This is a genomic window from Rheinheimera sp. KL1 (assembly GCF_001275035.1).
GTDB lineage: Bacteria > Pseudomonadota > Gammaproteobacteria > Enterobacterales > Alteromonadaceae > Pararheinheimera > Pararheinheimera tangshanensis.
In genome coordinates this window covers 340,155-356,855 of record NZ_LAMX01000019.1, presented here as the reverse complement: position 1 = coordinate 356,855, position 16,701 = coordinate 340,155, and the positions used below count along the sequence as shown (strand labels likewise).

11 protein-coding genes and 1 pseudogene are annotated in these 16,701 nt (G+C 45.9%); 6 read left to right on the top strand and 6 right to left on the bottom strand.

Translation table 11 applies throughout. From position 1 onward, the window contains the following. Positions 1-332: pseudogene (locus WH43_RS20685) on the top strand (IS4 family transposase); the annotation flags it as partial. A 42-nt stretch (positions 333-374) separates the two neighbouring features. Here WH43_RS20685 and cysB read toward each other — a convergent pair. Then, positions 375-1,352 carry an HTH-type transcriptional regulator CysB gene (cysB, locus tag WH43_RS11305; RefSeq protein ID WP_053424697.1) on the bottom strand — a complete coding sequence of 326 codons (978 nt, stop codon included), beginning with the start codon at positions 1,350-1,352 and terminating at the stop codon, positions 375-377. Positions 1,353-1,510: 158 nt separating this feature from the next. On the opposite strand from cysB, the gene WH43_RS11300 reads away from it, so the two are divergent. Continuing rightward, positions 1,511-2,203 carry a sensor histidine kinase gene (locus tag WH43_RS11300; RefSeq protein WP_053424696.1) on the top strand — a complete coding sequence of 231 codons (693 nt, stop codon included), beginning with the start codon at positions 1,511-1,513 and terminating at the stop codon, positions 2,201-2,203. A gap of 105 nt (positions 2,204-2,308) precedes the next feature. Further along, the gene (locus tag WH43_RS11295) at positions 2,309-3,070 is read left to right on the top strand and encodes a hypothetical protein (protein WP_053424695.1); all 762 of its coding nucleotides are present in this window, start codon (positions 2,309-2,311) and stop codon (positions 3,068-3,070) included. A gap of 261 nt (positions 3,071-3,331) precedes the next feature. On the opposite strand, the gene topA is transcribed toward WH43_RS11295, so the two are convergent. Next, positions 3,332-5,929 (bottom strand): type I DNA topoisomerase, encoded by a 2,598-nt coding sequence (gene topA / locus WH43_RS11290; protein WP_053424694.1) that lies wholly within the window; start codon positions 5,927-5,929, stop codon positions 3,332-3,334. Positions 5,930-6,293: 364 nt separating this feature from the next. Here topA and astB point away from each other — a divergent pair, with 364 nt between their 5' ends. Continuing rightward, positions 6,294-7,637 (top strand): N-succinylarginine dihydrolase, encoded by a 1,344-nt coding sequence (astB, locus tag WH43_RS11285; protein WP_053424693.1) that lies wholly within the window; start codon positions 6,294-6,296, stop codon positions 7,635-7,637. Between the two features lie 91 nt (positions 7,638-7,728). Here the strand turns inward: astB and WH43_RS11280 are convergent, their stop codons facing one another. Beyond that, positions 7,729-9,933, bottom strand: coding sequence for an Ig-like domain-containing protein (locus tag WH43_RS11280; RefSeq protein WP_053424692.1), 2,205 nt, complete (start codon positions 9,931-9,933; stop codon positions 7,729-7,731). Between the two features lie 168 nt (positions 9,934-10,101). On the opposite strand from WH43_RS11280, the gene WH43_RS11275 reads away from it, so the two are divergent. Further along, on the top strand, positions 10,102-11,409 hold the full coding sequence (locus WH43_RS11275; RefSeq protein ID WP_053424691.1) for a dicarboxylate/amino acid:cation symporter: 1,308 nt from the start codon (positions 10,102-10,104) through the stop codon (positions 11,407-11,409). Positions 11,410-11,512: 103 nt separating this feature from the next. Here WH43_RS11275 and tmpT read toward each other — a convergent pair whose 3' ends face one another. The 3 genes from tmpT to WH43_RS11260 all read right to left on the bottom strand — a co-directional run bounded on the left by tmpT (position 11,513) and on the right by WH43_RS11260 (position 15,685). Continuing rightward, positions 11,513-12,163, bottom strand: a complete 651-nt coding sequence (gene tmpT / locus WH43_RS11270; RefSeq protein WP_053424690.1) for a thiopurine S-methyltransferase — start codon at positions 12,161-12,163, stop codon at positions 11,513-11,515. A 2-nt stretch (positions 12,164-12,165) separates the two neighbouring features. Then, positions 12,166-13,155: a protease SohB gene (sohB, locus tag WH43_RS11265; protein WP_221411440.1), complete on the bottom strand. Its 990-nt coding sequence runs from the start codon at positions 13,153-13,155 to the stop codon at positions 12,166-12,168. Between the two features lie 142 nt (positions 13,156-13,297). Further along, positions 13,298-15,685 carry a VolA/Pla-1 family phospholipase gene (locus tag WH43_RS11260; protein WP_053424688.1) on the bottom strand — a complete coding sequence of 796 codons (2,388 nt, stop codon included), beginning with the start codon at positions 15,683-15,685 and terminating at the stop codon, positions 13,298-13,300. 220 nt (positions 15,686-15,905) lie between these two features. Between WH43_RS11260 and WH43_RS11255 the strand changes: the two genes are divergently transcribed. Beyond that, positions 15,906-16,649, top strand: coding sequence for a YciK family oxidoreductase (locus WH43_RS11255; RefSeq protein WP_185148626.1), 744 nt, complete (start codon positions 15,906-15,908; stop codon positions 16,647-16,649). The last annotated feature ends 52 nt before the right edge of the window (positions 16,650-16,701 follow it).

Genomic DNA, 16,701 nt, shown 5'->3' with positions numbered 1-16,701 from the left:
AAAAGCCAGAACTCATCAGGCAAGAGTTATGGGGGATGTTGTTATGTTACAACCTTATCCGATACCAGATGGTAAGGATGAGTAAGGTCTTGCCGGGTATTTATCCAAACGAACTGAGTTTTACCTTGTGCGCGCATGCCATCATCAACATGTTCACGTTTGGTTTTACATTGAGTCATGCCCATCACATACCCAAAGAACTCTCGAACCTGACAGAGCAGGCTGAGTTTTACGTCTTACCATTCAGGCGTGAAGAGCGAAGTTATCCAAGGCAAATCAAAAGGAAATCCAGCAAATATGCGTACAAAAATAATGCCAGTCAGCTTAACTGACTGGCATTAGCCAAGTAGGCCCTCTGTCGTATCCGGATGCAGCTACTTAATGGGTAGCTCAAATTTGGCAAACATTCTGTCTATATCGTCCTGATTTCGCAGCATATTGGCTTTTTCCACGACCTCACGGGTTAAATGTGGAGCAAAACGCTCAATGAAATCATACATATAAGTACGAAGGAAGGTACCTTTTCTAAAACCAATTTTAGTGGTGGATGCGGCAAACAGATGGCTTGCATCAATAGAAACAAGATCTTTGTCAGTCTCTTTATCCATCGCCATTGAGGCAATCACACCGACACCTAAACCCAAACGAACATAGGTTTTAATCACGTCTGCGTCAGTGGCTGTAAATACAATCTTAGGTTCTAAACCTTTTTCACCAAAAGCACGATCCAATTCAGAACGGCCGGTAAAACCAAAGACATAAGTCACTATCGGATGTTCAGCCACATCTTCTACTGCAATTTTACGGTTCAAATTTGCCAGCGGGTGATCGTGACGTACAATCACACTGCGGTTCCAGTGATAACAAGGCAACATCACCAGATCGTTAAATAAATGCATAGCCTCGGTTGCTATCGCAAAATCAGCATCGCCTCGAGACGCTGCTTCAGCAATTTGTGAAGGCGTCCCCTGATGCATGTGCAAAGACACCTTCGGAAACTTTTTCATAAAACCGCTGATCACCGGAGGCAGTGCATAACGAGCCTGAGTATGAGTAGTGGCTATGTTCAGTTTGCCTTGATCCGGCAAGGTGTGTTCTTTGGCGACTGCCTTGATGCTCTCAACTTTTCCTAGTATTTGTTGAGCGATTTCAATAACATCTCTGCCGGCTGGTGTAACATGAGTCAAATGTTTACCTGAACGGCCAAACACCTGAATACCCAGTTCATCCTCCAGCATCCGCACCTGTTTGCTGATACCAGGCTGTGAGGTGTATAAACTCTCCGCTGTGGCAGAGACGTTCAGGTTATGATTGAGAACTTCAACAATGTAACGTAGCTGTTGTAATTTCATGTGTCAGTGATCCGTTCTTGGCATATGCTATAAACACTATACATATTCGTTTGGATATTCCAACTTATTTTAATTTAGTTGGAATATATAACCAATAGTAACTAAAAAAACTGCCATGTTCATACCAGTGGCGGTACAACGGGATCATCGGGGACAGTATGTCAGGCTCAGACTCATCCATCGACTTTGCGACAGTGCTGGCATCTGCTGCACATGATATGAAAAACTCCTTGTGCTTATTAATCCAGTCGATTGATAACCTGCAACAACAGCAGCAGCAACTGGATGGCAATGGCCGCGAGGAGTTGTCCCGTATTCATTACGAAGCGAACCGCCTGAATATTAATTTATTACAGTTACTGTCTTTGTATCGCATCGAAAAAAATCAGTTACCTTTGCAAATCGATCAGTATTATATTTCTGATTTATTTGAAGAAGTTCAGTTAAAAAATGAAATGTACAGCGCACAAAAAAACATTCAGATTGAAATACAGGCTGACTCTGATCTGCTTTGGTATTTTGATAGCGATCTGATCAGCAATCTGATCAACGATATGTTTGTCAACGCGCTACGTTATACCAAAAGTAAATTAGTATTACGTGCAGAGCGGACCGAAGATGGTCTGGCTATCGAATTGCATGATGACGGCCCGGGTTATCCTGAATTTATGCTGGAAAATGCCGATACCCTGATGAAAGACTTAAATTTAGCCGCAGGCCGCACTGGTTTAGGCCTGTTTTTTGCAGGCTTAATTGCAAAAGCACATAAGAATCATGGTAAAACAGGTTTTATTCGCTTAAGTAATGGTGGTTTGTATGGCGGAGCTATGTTTAGTTTGTTTCTGCCATGATTTGACCTGAGTACACAAGTTTTGAAAGCAGAGAAGTTTTGCAGACTGGCTAAATAGCAGTTTTAACAGAAAAGCCCCTGAATGCCCGGGGTCAACGGAGTGTGGATGCTTTTTACTATTATCATAGTGTTGGTTGTTGCACTGGTGATTATCGCCGTGATTGTCAACGCAGTGCAGCAACACAAAGAGCGACTGGCATCGCTTAAACGTGCTGAGTTTTCTAAACTCAGAACGCTGCTGGAAGACACTGAAGACATTCTATTGAACGCTGCTAATGTGCCTATCACCAAAGGCATAGTGCAAATGCTGCTCAAGCGTATAGTAGTCACACTCAAAGCCATGCTGGAGCTGGAGCCTAATTCAAAAGAGTTAAAAAAACGCATTGGAGAAACAGAAGCCAGATTAAATGATAGTGCGGCCGGTGAGATAACCGTCGAAGGTTTAACTATGCCAGATAACGATAAACAAATTATCAGTATGATTCAGGGCATAAAAAAACTACGCACCATTTTGCGGGCTGAGCATGCACGCGGTAATATTGATACTCAAACCGTAGTGCAGGAAGACCGACGCCTGGAGATGCTGCAACTGCGTATTAATGTAGAAAGTCAGATTAAACGCGGTAACCAGGCTCGCGCCGGTAATATGTTAGGTTCTGCCCGTCAATGCTACGAAAAAGCGTTGACCACCATGTCCAACTGCGCTCATGCCGATGACTACATTACCAATCGTAAAAGTGAAGTCATGACAATCCTGGAAGATATTGCAACTGAATTAAAAGAAGGCAACCTGCGTGACAGACAGAAAAAAGCAGAGCAGGAAAATAACGATTTGGATGTGCTATTCGCTCCTAAACGTAAATGGTAACTCCCCTTCGTCCTTGAAGCTGCAGCTTTGTTGACTGCGTGCTCTCGCCCCAGTCACATAGGTAACTTATGCTCCTGGGGTCTCAATCCCTTCTTGCCCGCCGCGCTGCAACTCCAATTGACTTTGGGGATATCCCCTTCAACTTGAAGCTGCAGCTTTGTTGACTGCGTGCTTGTCGCGGCGCTGCAACGCCAATGACTTTGGGTAGAGTTACTCAGACAGTAAAAAAGGCGCCTAAGCGCCTTTTTTATAACACCAAAATTACTTCGCTTTTTCTTTCGTTACGACCCAACGGCCATTTTCATACCAAGCGGACCAGCCTGTGGCTTTACCATCTTTTTCCGTCATTACATACTGCTGCTTGGTCTTACGACTCCAGCGGATAATAGTCGGATTTCCAGCAGCATCTGCTGCTGGAGCCTCTGCCAGATAGTGGAACTTTGGCATGATACGATCTTTAAAGCGAGCCAGCTCAGACACTAATGGCGCCCTTGTCTCCCTCGATTTAGGAAAAGTAGCGGCAGCAAGGAATAAACCTGCAGCGCCATCACGCAGGACAAAATAGGTATCTGACTTTTCGCATTTAAGTTCAGGCAAATGCACCGGATCTTCTTTAGGTGGCGCAGCTTCACCATTTTTCAACAGCTTACGGGTATTTTTACAGGCATCGTTGGTGCACCCAAAGTATTTACCAAAACGACCTGATTTGAGCTGCATATCTGATCCACACTTTTCACATTCAATCAGTGGGCCGTCATAGCCTTTGAGTTTAAATACACCGGATTCAACTAAATAACCGTCACAACCAGGATTATTACCACAAACATAGAGCTTACGATGCTCATCAATCAGGTAATGATCCATAGCAGTACCGCATTTAGCACAGCGCTTTTTGTGACGCAGCACTTCTGTCTCTAATTCGTCATCATCAGCGACTTCGACCGCATCATCACCGGGGGTCAGATTCATCGTCGTTGTACAACGCTCTTTTGGCGGCAGATTGTAGCCTGAACAGCCTAAAAATACGCCAGTAGATGCAGTTCGAATCCCCATCTGACGGCCACAGGTTGGACAGGCAATATCAGTTAAAACAAACTGATTGGTGCGCATGCCACCTTGCTCCGGGTCAGCTTCAGCTGTTTTTAACTGAGTAGAGAAATCACCATAAAACTGATCCAACACCTTGCGCCATTGCAGTTCCCCCTGAGCTATATCATCAAGCCGGATCTCCATATTGGCAGTAAAGTCGTAACTCATTAAATCGCTGAAGTTCTCGACTAGACGGTCAGTGACTATTTCACCCATTTTTTCAGCATAGAAACGACGGTTGTCTACTTTGACATAACCACGTTCCTGAATGGTTGAAATAATAGCCGCGTAAGTCGAAGGACGGCCTATGCCGCGCTTTTCCAGTTCTTTAACCAAACTGGCTTCACTAAAACGGGCTGGTGGTTTAGTGAAATGCTGAGCTGGCACTAACTGTTCCAGCAGCAGGTTTTCGCCAGGCTTCACATCCGGCAACACCAGCTCTTCTTCGTCTTTGCGTTTTTGTGCCGGCTGTACTTTAGTCCAGCCATCAAAACGTAGTACCCGGCCTTTGGCTTTTAATTCAAAGTCAGCGGCTGAGACCGTAATGGTCGTGACATCGTACTGAGCTGAGGGCATCTGACAGGCAACAAACTGACGCCAAATCAGTTCGTACAGCTTACGGGCATCAGCCTCCATATCCTGCAGGCTACTCGCCAGTACAAAAACATCAGAAGGACGAATGGCCTCGTGCGCTTCCTGGGCATTGGCTTTGCTACCATAACTTAATGGCTGCTCTGGCAGGTACTTCGCGCCAAAATTCTGCTCGATGTACGAGCGGCACGCTGTTAATGCGTCCACACTCAAGTTGGTCGAGTCGGTACGCATATAGGTAATATGACCGGCTTCGTATAAACGCTGCGCCAGCATCATGGTCTTTTTCACACCATAACCTAAACGGGTACTGGCGGCCTGCTGTAAGGTCGACGTAATAAAAGGCGCCTGAGCTTTGCTGCTCGATGGCTTGTCTTCACGGTCTGTGACGCTGTAACTGGCTTTTTGTAACAAAGCCACAGCAGCATCCGTTTGAGCTTTATTCTCGGGCTTAAACGCTTTGCCGGCTTGTTTAGCCACCTCAAGTTGTAGTGCCACACCCGTTTTGGTTTGTGTATCCGCTGCAACTGTCCAGTATTCTTCAGGCACAAAAGCTTTAATTTCACGCTCACGTTCAACCACTAAACGCACAGCAACAGATTGGACGCGACCAGCAGATAACCCCCTGGCCACTTTTTTCCATAACAAGGGCGAGACCATAAAACCCACAACACGGTCCAGAAAGCGACGGGCTTGCTGCGCATTGACACGATGCTGATTCACTTCACCTGGTTCAACGAAGGCATTTTTGATGGCATTTTGGGTGATTTCGTTAAACACAACCCGCTTAAACTTTTGATGTTCGCCACCAATAATTTCCTGAAGGTGCCAGGCAATTGCCTCCCCTTCACGGTCTAAGTCCGTTGCCAGATAGACGGTATCTGCTTTTTCAGCCAGAGCTTTCAACTCTTTGACGACCTTTTCTTTACCAGGCAGAATTTCGTAGCGGGCCTGCCAGTTGTTGTTTGGATCTATGCCCATACGTTCAACGAGAGCCTGATACTCTTTTTGCTCTTTGCTGAGCTTGGTCTTGTCTTCTTTGACTTTATCTTTGCTGCTGCTCGTTGGCAGATCGCGAATATGACCGACGCTGGATTTGACGATGAAATCGTTTCCAAGGTACTTATTAATGGTTTTAGCTTTCGCTGGTGATTCGACTATGACTAGTGATTTCGCCATTTTATGATTGAGATCCCTGACCTTTTAACGTGCCACAGGGCACTTCTTTTTTAACGTATATCCGTAAACTCAAGTTGTGACAAGAGAATAAGTTCATTATTATGCCAGAAGGTCACAATTTAGTGACTTTTCGCTGAATAAAACAGCGGGTCCTGCATAAAGTGATAAAAGTCACAGTAAAGAGGCAAGCTAAACGGCTGGCAACCACACTATGACGATAAGTACGCAGGTTAGTTTCCCTGAATCACTGCAGTGACAGCCTTAAACGCTGCCGCTTTCAGTGCCCAGTGAAAAAAAATGAAGCAACGGCCGCAATAACAATAAAAGCAGTGCCCCTTCCCAAAAATGAAGGAATAAAACAAAAATGAAGTTCTTTGAAGCAAACTTTGACGGCCTCGTCGGGCCGACGCACAACTATGCCGGATTATCCATCGGTAATGTTGCCTCTCTCAATAACGCCAAAAACACCTCCAGCCCAAAACAAGCCGCTAAGCAGGGCTTACAGAAGATGAAATCTTTGTCTGAACTGGGTTTAATACAAGGTGTGCTGGCACCACAGGAAAGGCCTGACGTTTATACCTTAAGACGTCTGGGTTTTACCGGAACAGACAGTGAAGTGATAAGCAAAGCGGCAAAACAAGCGCCCGCAGTGCTCAAAGCCGTCTGTTCAGCCTCCAGTATGTGGACGGCCAACGCCGCAACTATTTCACCCAGTGCAGATACTGCCGACGGTAAAATTCATTTTACGCCGGCTAACTTAACCAATAAGTTTCACCGCTCACTGGAGCCTTTAACCACGGGCCGGATCCTCAAAGCTATGTTCAGTGATGACAAGTATTTTGCGCATCATCAGCATTTGCCGGATAACGATCACTTTGGTGACGAAGGCGCAGCCAACCATACCCGTTTATGTAGTAATTATGGTAAAGCTGGCGTAGAGCTTTTTGTGTATGGTCGCTATGCCTTTGATTCTTCAAAGCCTGCACCTAAACGTTTTCCTGCCCGCCATACACTGGAAGCCTGTGAGGCCGTCGCTCGTTTGCACGGTTTATCAGAAAATACTGCCGTGATGATGCAACAAAATCCAGATGTGATCGATCAGGGCGTCTTTCACAATGACGTGATTGCAGTGGGTAACCAAAACGTACTGTTTTTCCACGAACAGGCTTTTGTCGATACACAAGTTAAGCTGGACGAAATTCGTCGTAAATTTGGCTCTGCTGCAGATTTGCATTTTATTGAAGTGAAAACTTCAGAAGTATCGGTTTCTGAAGCGGTGAAGACCTATCTGTTTAACACTCAACTGGTGACTTTGGCCAACGGCGACATGGCGATTATTGCGCCAACAGAATGTCGCGACAGTGCAACGGTCTCCGCCTATCTGGAACAGTTGACAGGACGTGGCACGCCTATCCGTCAGGTGCATTATTTTGACGTAAAACAAAGTATGCAAAATGGCGGGGGACCGGCCTGTCTGCGCTTGCGTGTGGCCATGAGTGAAGCGGAACATCAGGCTGTCAATCCGGCGGTGCTGATGAACGAGAGTTTATTTGTCCGGTTAAATCAGTGGGTGGATACACACTATCGCGACCAGATCAGCGAAGCCGACTTAGCCGATCCACAGCTGTTGATTGAAAGTCGTCAGGCGCTTGATGAACTGACTCAAATCTTGAAACTGGGTTCTGTTTATCAGTTCCAACGCGATTAATCAGAACAACACGCAAAAAGGCGGAATTTAATTCCGCCTTTTTTATGTGTTCAGTCATTTACTACAGCTCTGATCTGTCGTTATACCAAATTTAGTCAGTATCGCTGCAAAGCGCTCCTTCACCAAAGGGGTTGCGAGCCGGAGCTGCAGTTTCATCTGAGGTATATTCACCTGAAACCAAAGTACGGTAATCACGACTTGCGATGTTTTCGGTCCCCTCAGCAAAACCCGTTACAGAAATCATAACTCTGGTCCATGGTGCAATGTCTTTGGTATAAGTTAAATCAAAAGTTGCTATACCATTTTCGTCCGCCTGCACAGTTCGGGGCACTGAGGCGACGTTACCAGGTGTTAACTGCCCGTCAGCGTTGAAGTCCTCCCCCTGGTCCAAAATTCCGTTGTTATTTATATCTTCACTCTGACAGGTCGGGCTGCTAATCACATCGTCCCAGTATTCAAAATCTGCCAAATCGGGTACAGCGACCCAGGAACCTTTGTTATAGCTGACAGGCACAACAGAAACATTCAGCTCCTGTCCGGCAACAGAATTACCTGACGAGTCAGTCACCAGTATTGAGAACTCTTGCGCAAACAAAGAATTACTGGGCGATTGTATAGAATTACCCGTACCAAAACGGAAAAACAAGGTTCTGGTCCCAACAGCGACAGGCGTATTCGCACTCACGGCAGGTGTGGTATTCAGCACCGTTGCTGTCACATTCAGATTCGCACCACTGCCAGCGCCCGTAGTGTTATCAGCGGTAAACACTGTGCTGGCAAGCCCCTGAGAGTCTGTAATAGCGGTAGCAGGATCAATCAACCCACCAGGGGCTCCGTCTAATGTAAAGGCAACAGAGCGATTTTTCACCGGATTATTATTCTGATCCCGAACTACCGCACGCACCACACTTTGCTCACCAGGTCCCAATTGTGCCGGAAATGCCGAGACTGTGATGTTATCGGGCACTGTCGCAATAAACTCAACCTGAGTTTGAGTCGTCAACAGATCAGTCGCACCGGCGCGGATCTCAGTCGCAGAAATATTGGCAAATCCAGCGAAATCAGATGCGACTAATACTGTAGCTAGCCCCTGAGCATTGGTGGTCTGATCGACAGAAATCTGAGTCAGGTTACCCGTCATTACCCCAACCTGTCCTCGGGTTGTTGTAAAGTTCAGCGCTTTAGCTGCATTAGGTAAATTATTCACCAACCACTCTAAGCTGAGCTGTTGTTCGGTTCCAAGTGGCACTTCAATCACTTCGGTATTTAGAAAACTGAACTGATCAGACTGAATAATAACAGGCGCAATGGCCGTAGCGCCTAGCCCTGTCACCCGGATCTCATCCGTGCCGCCTTGAGAAGCTTTGTAATTAAAAGATACACGACCACTATCCCCTGATGTAAACAGAGAACTGCTGGTTATTGGATTTGCTAAAGCGGAGCTGATGGTTAGGGTTTGGCCCTGGATACCTTTGCCATCAAAGTTAGTTAAATCAGCAGTCATAGTCACTTCATCAGACAACACCATAGAACGGGGAGCACTGATTAAAATTGAGGTACCAACCACATCAACCTCGACCGTCGCGGTTTTATCACCAACGGATGCCGTTACAATGATTGTGCGTAATGATGAGTCCACACTGCTTGATAACGTGGCTTTGGCAACACCATCCGCTTCTGTTAATGCGCTAACCACCTGTAATTCACCCGAGCTGGCAGCAAACTGCACTGTGACACCGGGTTGTAATATGTTATTGGAATCTAAAACCACGGCTGATAAAGCCACTTGCGCCGTTCCACCCGACCCTAGCTGCAAGTTATCTGCAATAAGGCGTAGCGATCCGACGGGCTCTTCCGGCGCAACATCATCTGCATCTCCTGCGGATGTAAAACTAACAGTAGTGGATTGCCCGCTTGTTAAAGTAGCGGTGATGTTACCAGCACCACTTTTAGAACCAACCAGCACCCCGATAGTTGCGACACCATCGCCATTGGTCTGAGCCGTGCCCGCTTGATTATTAAAACCAGCTAATAACTCATCATTGACGCTAAAACTAATCAACTGCCCCGCCATAGCCCGGCCAGTGGATGAGGACAAGGTGGCAGTTAAGGTCAGAGGTTGTGTTTTGCTAAGCTCCACTGAAGCGCCCCCCGCTCCAGTACTTAAAGCCAGACGGATGCTGATTACTTCGGTCGTTTCACCGCCGTCATCGTTACTGATAGTGCCGCCACCTCCTCCACATGCAGCTAATAACGCCAAAACTATGATAGCAAAGTACCAGCGGATTCTGAGCATCTGGATTCTCCATTGGATGCACTAACTTATTGTAATTACTCTAGCTTAGTAGAAACTTAAGGAACGGGCTAAGCCAAGGCGTAAAATAATTCCGTCAGTTGCAGTTTTTCTTTTGGCTCACAAACTGGTAGGCTAAGCGGCATTTTTCGGGCAAATAAAAGATAAAAAATGACTGCAAAAAAGAAATTAGGTCTTACCCCACGTATTCTGATCGGCATGGCGCTGGGTATTCTGGTTGGCGCATTCTTTAAATTCCTGTTGGCAGGTGAAGCAGAGCGAACTTTGAGTTTGTTTGGTGCAGAACTGGGCCTGCGGGCATTTTTTGTGGACGGTATTTTTCATGCTGGTGGACAAATTTTTGTTGCGAGCTTAAAAATGCTGGTTGTCCCTTTGGTCTTTGTTTCACTGGTCTGCGGCACCAGCTCATTAAGTGATCCAAACACGCTGGGACGTTTGGGTGCCAAAGCGATGGGCTTATTTACCTTAACCACAGCAATAGCTATAGCGCTGGCTATTTTCTTTGCGGTTTTAGTGTCTCCGGGGGCTGGCGTCAATATGGTGACAGATTCAAGCTTCCAGACAGGAACTGCGCCTTCTCTGACTGATGTCTTTATTAACATGTTTCCAAGTAACCCTGTTGATGCTATGGCCAAAGGTGAAATGCTGCAAATCATAGTGTTTTCTGTGTTATTTGGCCTCGCTATTGCCATGAGTGGTGAAGCCGGATTACGCGTGCGCAATCTCTTCAATGATTTAAATGAAGTCGTGATGAAACTCGTTGGGTTTATGATGGCATTAGCCCCTTATGGTGTGTTTTTCCTGATGGCGAAACTCTTTACCACATTAGACTTAAAAGATTTGGAAAGTCTGGGTTGGTATTTTGGCACTGTACTTTTTGTATTGTGTTTTCATGGTGTTATAGTTTATGGCAGCTTTATATCGGTTTTTGGCCGCTTAAATCCGCTGATGTTTTTCAGAAAAATGAAAGACGCCGCTTTGTTTGCTTTTAGCATGTCCAGCAGCAACGCTACTATTCCGGTCAATATGGAAACGACCACGAAAAAACTTGGGGTAAGCAACAATATTGCATCTTTCACCATCCCTTTAGGCGCCACCATCAATATGGATGGAACCGCTATTATGCAGGGTGTGGCTACTGTTTTTATTGCGCAGGTGTTTCAGATTGAGTTAACCACTATGGATTACCTGATGGTGATCCTGACGGCCACTTTAGCGTCGATAGGCACAGCTGGCGTGCCGGGTGTAGGTTTAATAATGCTGGCAATGGTGTTACAGCAGGTGGGTTTACCTGTCGAAGGTATTGCGCTGATTATTGGTGTCGACCGTTTATTGGATATGACCCGTACCGCCGTCAATATCACGGGTGATGCCATGGTGTCTTGTCTGGTTGCCAAAAGCGAAAATCAGTTTGATGAAGCTTGTTTTAACAATCCGGACGCGGGCAGAAACAGTTAAAAAAGGAAATCGTCGCAACAACGTTCCCGACAGTTGCGACATACCGTCCTTCCATGGACATAAAACGCCGCATTTAGCGGCGTTTTTTATGGCTCGTATTTCATTACCAGCAAATCCAAAATGCCTTTTCGATCAGATGACTGACCTTAAACTGGCGCTGCGCAAAAGGTCGTCCGGTCAGATTTCGTATCGCCAGTAGTTCAACAGAGGCAGCGAAATCAAATAACTGCCTAACTTCACACTCAGTCACCGAAAACGGCGGGCCAGACATTTCCTCTTGTGGATACTCCAGACTAAGCAGTAACAATGAAACAGGTCCTGGACATAAGTGTTTTAATTGTTTTACATAGTCAATGCGCATTTGCAAAGGTAAAGCTATGAAGGCAGCCCTGTCATAAATCAGCCCTATATCACCTAGTTGCTCTGGCTTCAGGTCAAAATAGTCGCCTTGCCAAATATCCACAGCGGGATGACTAAAACGCTGGAACTGGCCTTGTGTTGAGACTGCAAATGACTGAGCCTGATCCTGATAAAACTGCTGACACGCCAATACAGAAAGCTCAGCCCCTATAACCTTGCTGTACTGAGATAACCACCACAAATCCAGGCTTTTACCACATAAAGGCGCAAAAATTGCGCCTGACGGTTGCCAGTTCAGTTGTGAAAACGCTATTGGCAACAGCGGGTGAATGTCCTGTTGATGAAAACCAATACGTTGTTGTTGCCAACAATTGTGCCAGAATTCAGACTCCATACTTAACGCCAAAAGCTCAGGTTAGATAAGGTGTTCAGACTTGTTGTTAAGGCCGTACTTGCAGCCAAACCTACTTTTTCTGCCAGTTTACGTTTGATCTGATACTTCACCTGCACAACTTTTTTACTGCTAAATTGCTGCACCAGATAATCGTCACTGGTTTGTAACTGATCAACCAGGTTTAATTCCAGCGCCTGGTAACCGAACCAATGCTCACCGGTTGCCACTTGATCGATTTGAAGGACAGGCCTGTGTTTATGGACAAAGTTTTTGAACAGAACATGAGTCTGTTCCAGTTCCTGTTGAAATTTTTCTCGGCCTTTTTCGGTATTTTCAGCAAAAACGGTAACTGTGCGTTTAAATTCACCTGCAGTGAATTGCTCAACATCTATATGGTTTTTCTTTAACAGCTTATGGAAGTTAGGCAACTGAGCAACCACGCCAATAGAGCCAACAATGGCAAAAGGTGCAGCTAAAATACGATCGGCAATACAAGCCATCATATAACCGCCACTGGCGGCTACTTTATCGACAGCGACCGTCAGACGAATATGCTGTTGTTTGATCCGGTCAAGCTGAGACGCCGCCAGACCATACCCATGCACTACCCCACCAGGGCTTTCTAGTCGGATTAGTACTTCATCTGTCGCTGTCGCGACAGCCAGTACAGCAGTGATTTCTTCACGTAAGGCCTCCACTTCATGTGCATCCATACTGCCATTAAAATCCAGTACAAAAAGCCGCTCTTTTGGCTCGTCCTGTTGTTTTTGTTTTTTTGACCAGGCTTTGTAAGCTTTTTTATCCAAGAGCTGTTGCTGTAAATCGTCAGTCAGCTCACGGTAATCTAGCGACAAATCGCTAAACTCCAGCTCACCTTTTTTTGCCTTTTGTTTAGCAGAGACAATCAGGGCGATAATCACAGCAACAGCTATCACTACTGTGGCTGTTTTTGCTAAAAATAAGCCGTATTGATATAAGAATTCCACTTCTATTCCTTTTTAAGAAAATTTATTGGCATTGTAGCCTGATGCTAATAAATAAGTCGAAACTATGCTCCTGCATTTTCGACATACCATCCGTCCTTGGATATAAAAAAGCCCGGCACTTAGCCGGGCTTTTGATAGGTATTGAATCTTAGTTAGCTGGAGCCATTACAGCACCGTTTGCAACCTGCAGACCTGCACCTCGGGTGGTAAAGAAGCTTACAGCTTGTGTCTGCATCTCAGTAGTCACAGCTGGTACTGTAGGTCTTAATAGGGACGCGTGCTCACCGGCGATGAAGCGGCTCAGTGCAGTACCTGTTACAGGATAACTTCCTGCTACATTATTCACAGCTACAGCGCCCAACAGACGTGCTAATGGTTCTGTACCAGCCAAAGGCATAGTTGAAGTACCAGGTTTACCGTTAGGAATCACCTGATCAGGCAGATTGCTACCACCATCCCCTACCACTTCTGCAATATAAGCTGGTGTTTCTGTAGCCACAAAACTAGCTGCAAAGTTGTTTGGATCCCCTGCATCAGTGATCGTTTGTGCTGCAAAAACAAACTGTGATAAAGCGGCATTAATAGCGGCGACATCAGCGCCCCTGTCGATGCTGGTTAAATACTGAAGGAAAGGTTTGAAACAACTAGCAAAAGGTGCCGTTGCACTGCCACCACAACCATTTTGAGTTGTAGCAAAGTTAGTATACGACTGCGCTGTAGTACCACCAGCGCCAAGTAAAACGCTGGCTTTGATAGTGTCACCAAAAGCAACAGAGTCTAATAAGAAGTTAGCTACCGCACCGCCTGGCACTGAGAAAGCAGCAGAACGCATCGGGAACAATGGGTCTAAAGTATCAATACCCACTGGGGTATTTGCTAATGCAACAGCGGATATACCAGTAATAGACCCTAAAGATATGCCTAAAAATTGCACATCGTTTCTATTTAATAAGCCAGGTAAATTGGTCGCGTGTAAACCAATACGAACAGCTAAAATATCGGCAATACTCTGACGGAGGTTATCACGAGTTACCAGTAAATTAGACAGGTTCATATACACAGTAGCTGTCGCTGAGGAAGACGCATTGATCGGCCCGAAACCACGCTCACCATGCAGTGGATGATCAATAGCTATAGTGGCAAAACCTTGACCGGCTAAAGATGCAGTCACTGCTAACATATCTTCTTTTTTCGAAGTAATACCATGCTGCATAATCACAACAGGCCAACCTGCGGCAGGTTTGGTTTTGCCTGTTAGCGCTTCGTTAGGCACAGTCACCAATACAGGCACTGAAAGTTCTGCAGTTTCTTTTGGTAGCGTATTAAATTTAGTTAAATGACGTTGTTTATCTAAGCCAAAGTCACGTAAAGCACCATTGGATGCAGCTTTACAAAATGCATCATTAGCCGCCTGAGCAGGGTCAGTGATTCTGCCCTCGAGTGCAGTTTTTTCAGCATCCGTTAATGCCGCGATAATAGCACCTGAGTCACAGCGCGCTTTCCAACTTTGGTTTAACGGCGCTCTTGGATCAGCAGTGGTGGGAATTGCTGAGTAGTAAGGCAATTTGATACTGCCTTCGTAAACCAGCGCAGCCTGAAAACGAGGATCCGTATTAGCAGGAGCTGGAAGACGATCCTGAGCTGTTTCGCCTGAATTAGCTAATGTCAGCAGTGGCGTGCTTGTGGCCGATGCAGCTTGTAACTTCGCCCCTAATAAACTCTTCACCGCAGCAAATACCGGCGCTGTAGACTGCGTAGTAATAGCTGCAGTGTAAATAATGCCGTCTTTATTTATCGACTCTGCAGACACTGCGTTTTCAAAGCTATTGATCACGCCTTGTAAAGCCAGCTGAGCAGCGGTACCTAATGGCTTAGTGGTAATGTCCTGTTTCACCAACTCATAGGTGGCAGAAGGAGCAATTGAACGGCCTTCACTGTCTTTTAACGCATCAGTGAACACCAGAATATAAGTGGTGGCAGCTTTTAATGGTTTTAATGGAATAACCGCAATGCTGTTGCCACTGGCACGAGTGATAAAGTCCACACCAAAAGTAAGACTGCCGACTGCTTTACAGGCTAAACCACGGGTAACTGCACGACAGTCTGCGTCAGGTGACGCAGGGTCGCCCATCAGGGTCTCCACTAAGTACACAGCACCTGCTTGCTGCACACTGGCAGCATCTAAGGTCACGCCAGAACTGAGATTAAGTGCAATAGTAAATGGGTTCTGAGTTGACCAGCCATCTAATGCACCTAAAGCAGTAGAAGGGTCTGCATAATTCGGTGCATCAATATGTGCACCAGCTGCATCTTTTTCGCCGGGCATAAACAAGGTACCATCATTAGTACCTTGTAATAACAAATCGTTTGGAGGTGATAACACACCATTAGCAGGGTCATAAACTACACGTGATAAAGGGATTTGAACCTCACCACCTGTTTGAGTATTGTCTTTAATTTCGTCCAGTGTTTCACCACCGCAACCGGCTAAACCTAATGCACTGGCAATGGCAAAGCTAAGCAAAAGCTTGTTCATATCTTCTCCCCGTGTCCTGTATTTTTCTTATTCTGCCCCGATAGTTACCTAAAGAGGTCATTCGTTTTTGTGATGTTAGCTTTTAACAGCTACGACCAGTTAAACTTAACCCAATCAGAAAAAATTCGCTAGCTCAAAATCAAGCTTGTTGAAGAAAGGTGCAAAATTAATACAGAGCAGGTATGCTGCCGCCGTTTTTAAACGGCTGGGACTCCTATTTATGTTCAACTATCAAGCAACCCCTCAGGCTCTGGCAGATAAAGTTATTCTGGTCACAGGAGCTGGTGACGGCATAGGTAAAGCAGCAGCACTGTGTTATGCCAAACATGGTGCTACCGTTATATTGTTAGGTAAAACCACTAACAAGTTAACCGCAGTTTACGATGAAATAGTCGCAGCAGGCTGGCCTGAACCCGCTATTGTGCCGCTGGATTTAAAAGGGGCAACAGCGAAGCACTATAAAGACATGGCAGCCACTATTAAAGCAGAGTTTGGCAAGCTGGACGGTGTATTACACAACGCGGGTCTGCTTGGCGTATTAAGTCCATTTGAGCATCTGGATTTACCGACCTGGCAGGACATTATGCAGGTCAATGTAACAGCGGCAATGTTGATGAGTCAGGCTCTCATTCCGGTATTAAAGCTAGCGCCACAAGCTTCTGTTGTATTTACCTCCTCTGGTGTTGGACGTCAGGGCAGAGCCTACTGGGGAGGCTATGCAGTATCTAAGTTCGCTACCGAAGGTTTGATGCAGGTGATGGCGGCTGAATACGAAGGCACCTCGCTGCGGGTCAATGCGATTAACCCTGGTGCCACCCGTACCAAAATGCGTAGCAAAGCTTATCCGGGCGAAGACCAGTTAAGTTTGCCAACAGCTGAGCAAATTATGCCGCTGTATCTGTATTTAATGAGTGATGACAGCAAAGCTGTGAATGGCCAGTCGCTGGATGCGCAGCAGAAATAAAGGCTAAAAAAAACCGCCACTTCACTACTGAAACTGGCGGTTTTTTTATATT

Coding starts and splice junctions, on each gene's coding strand:
- WH43_RS11260 (WP_053424688.1), bottom strand. CDS start 15,685: ATGAACAAGCTTTTGCTTAGCTTTGCCATTGCCAGTGCATTAGGTTTA.
- topA (WP_053424694.1), bottom strand. CDS start 5,929: ATGGCGAAATCACTAGTCATAGTCGAATCACCAGCGAAAGCTAAAACC.
- WH43_RS11295 (WP_053424695.1), top strand. CDS start 2,309: ATGCTTTTTACTATTATCATAGTGTTGGTTGTTGCACTGGTGATTATC.
- WH43_RS11280 (WP_053424692.1), bottom strand. CDS start 9,933: ATGCTCAGAATCCGCTGGTACTTTGCTATCATAGTTTTGGCGTTATTA.
- tmpT (WP_053424690.1), bottom strand. CDS start 12,163: ATGGAGTCTGAATTCTGGCACAATTGTTGGCAACAACAACGTATTGGT.
- astB (WP_053424693.1), top strand. CDS start 6,294: ATGAAGTTCTTTGAAGCAAACTTTGACGGCCTCGTCGGGCCGACGCAC.
- cysB (WP_053424697.1), bottom strand. CDS start 1,352: ATGAAATTACAACAGCTACGTTACATTGTTGAAGTTCTCAATCATAAC.
- WH43_RS11300 (WP_053424696.1), top strand. CDS start 1,511: ATGTCAGGCTCAGACTCATCCATCGACTTTGCGACAGTGCTGGCATCT.
- WH43_RS11275 (WP_053424691.1), top strand. CDS start 10,102: ATGACTGCAAAAAAGAAATTAGGTCTTACCCCACGTATTCTGATCGGC.
- WH43_RS11255 (WP_185148626.1), top strand. CDS start 15,906: ATGTTCAACTATCAAGCAACCCCTCAGGCTCTGGCAGATAAAGTTATT.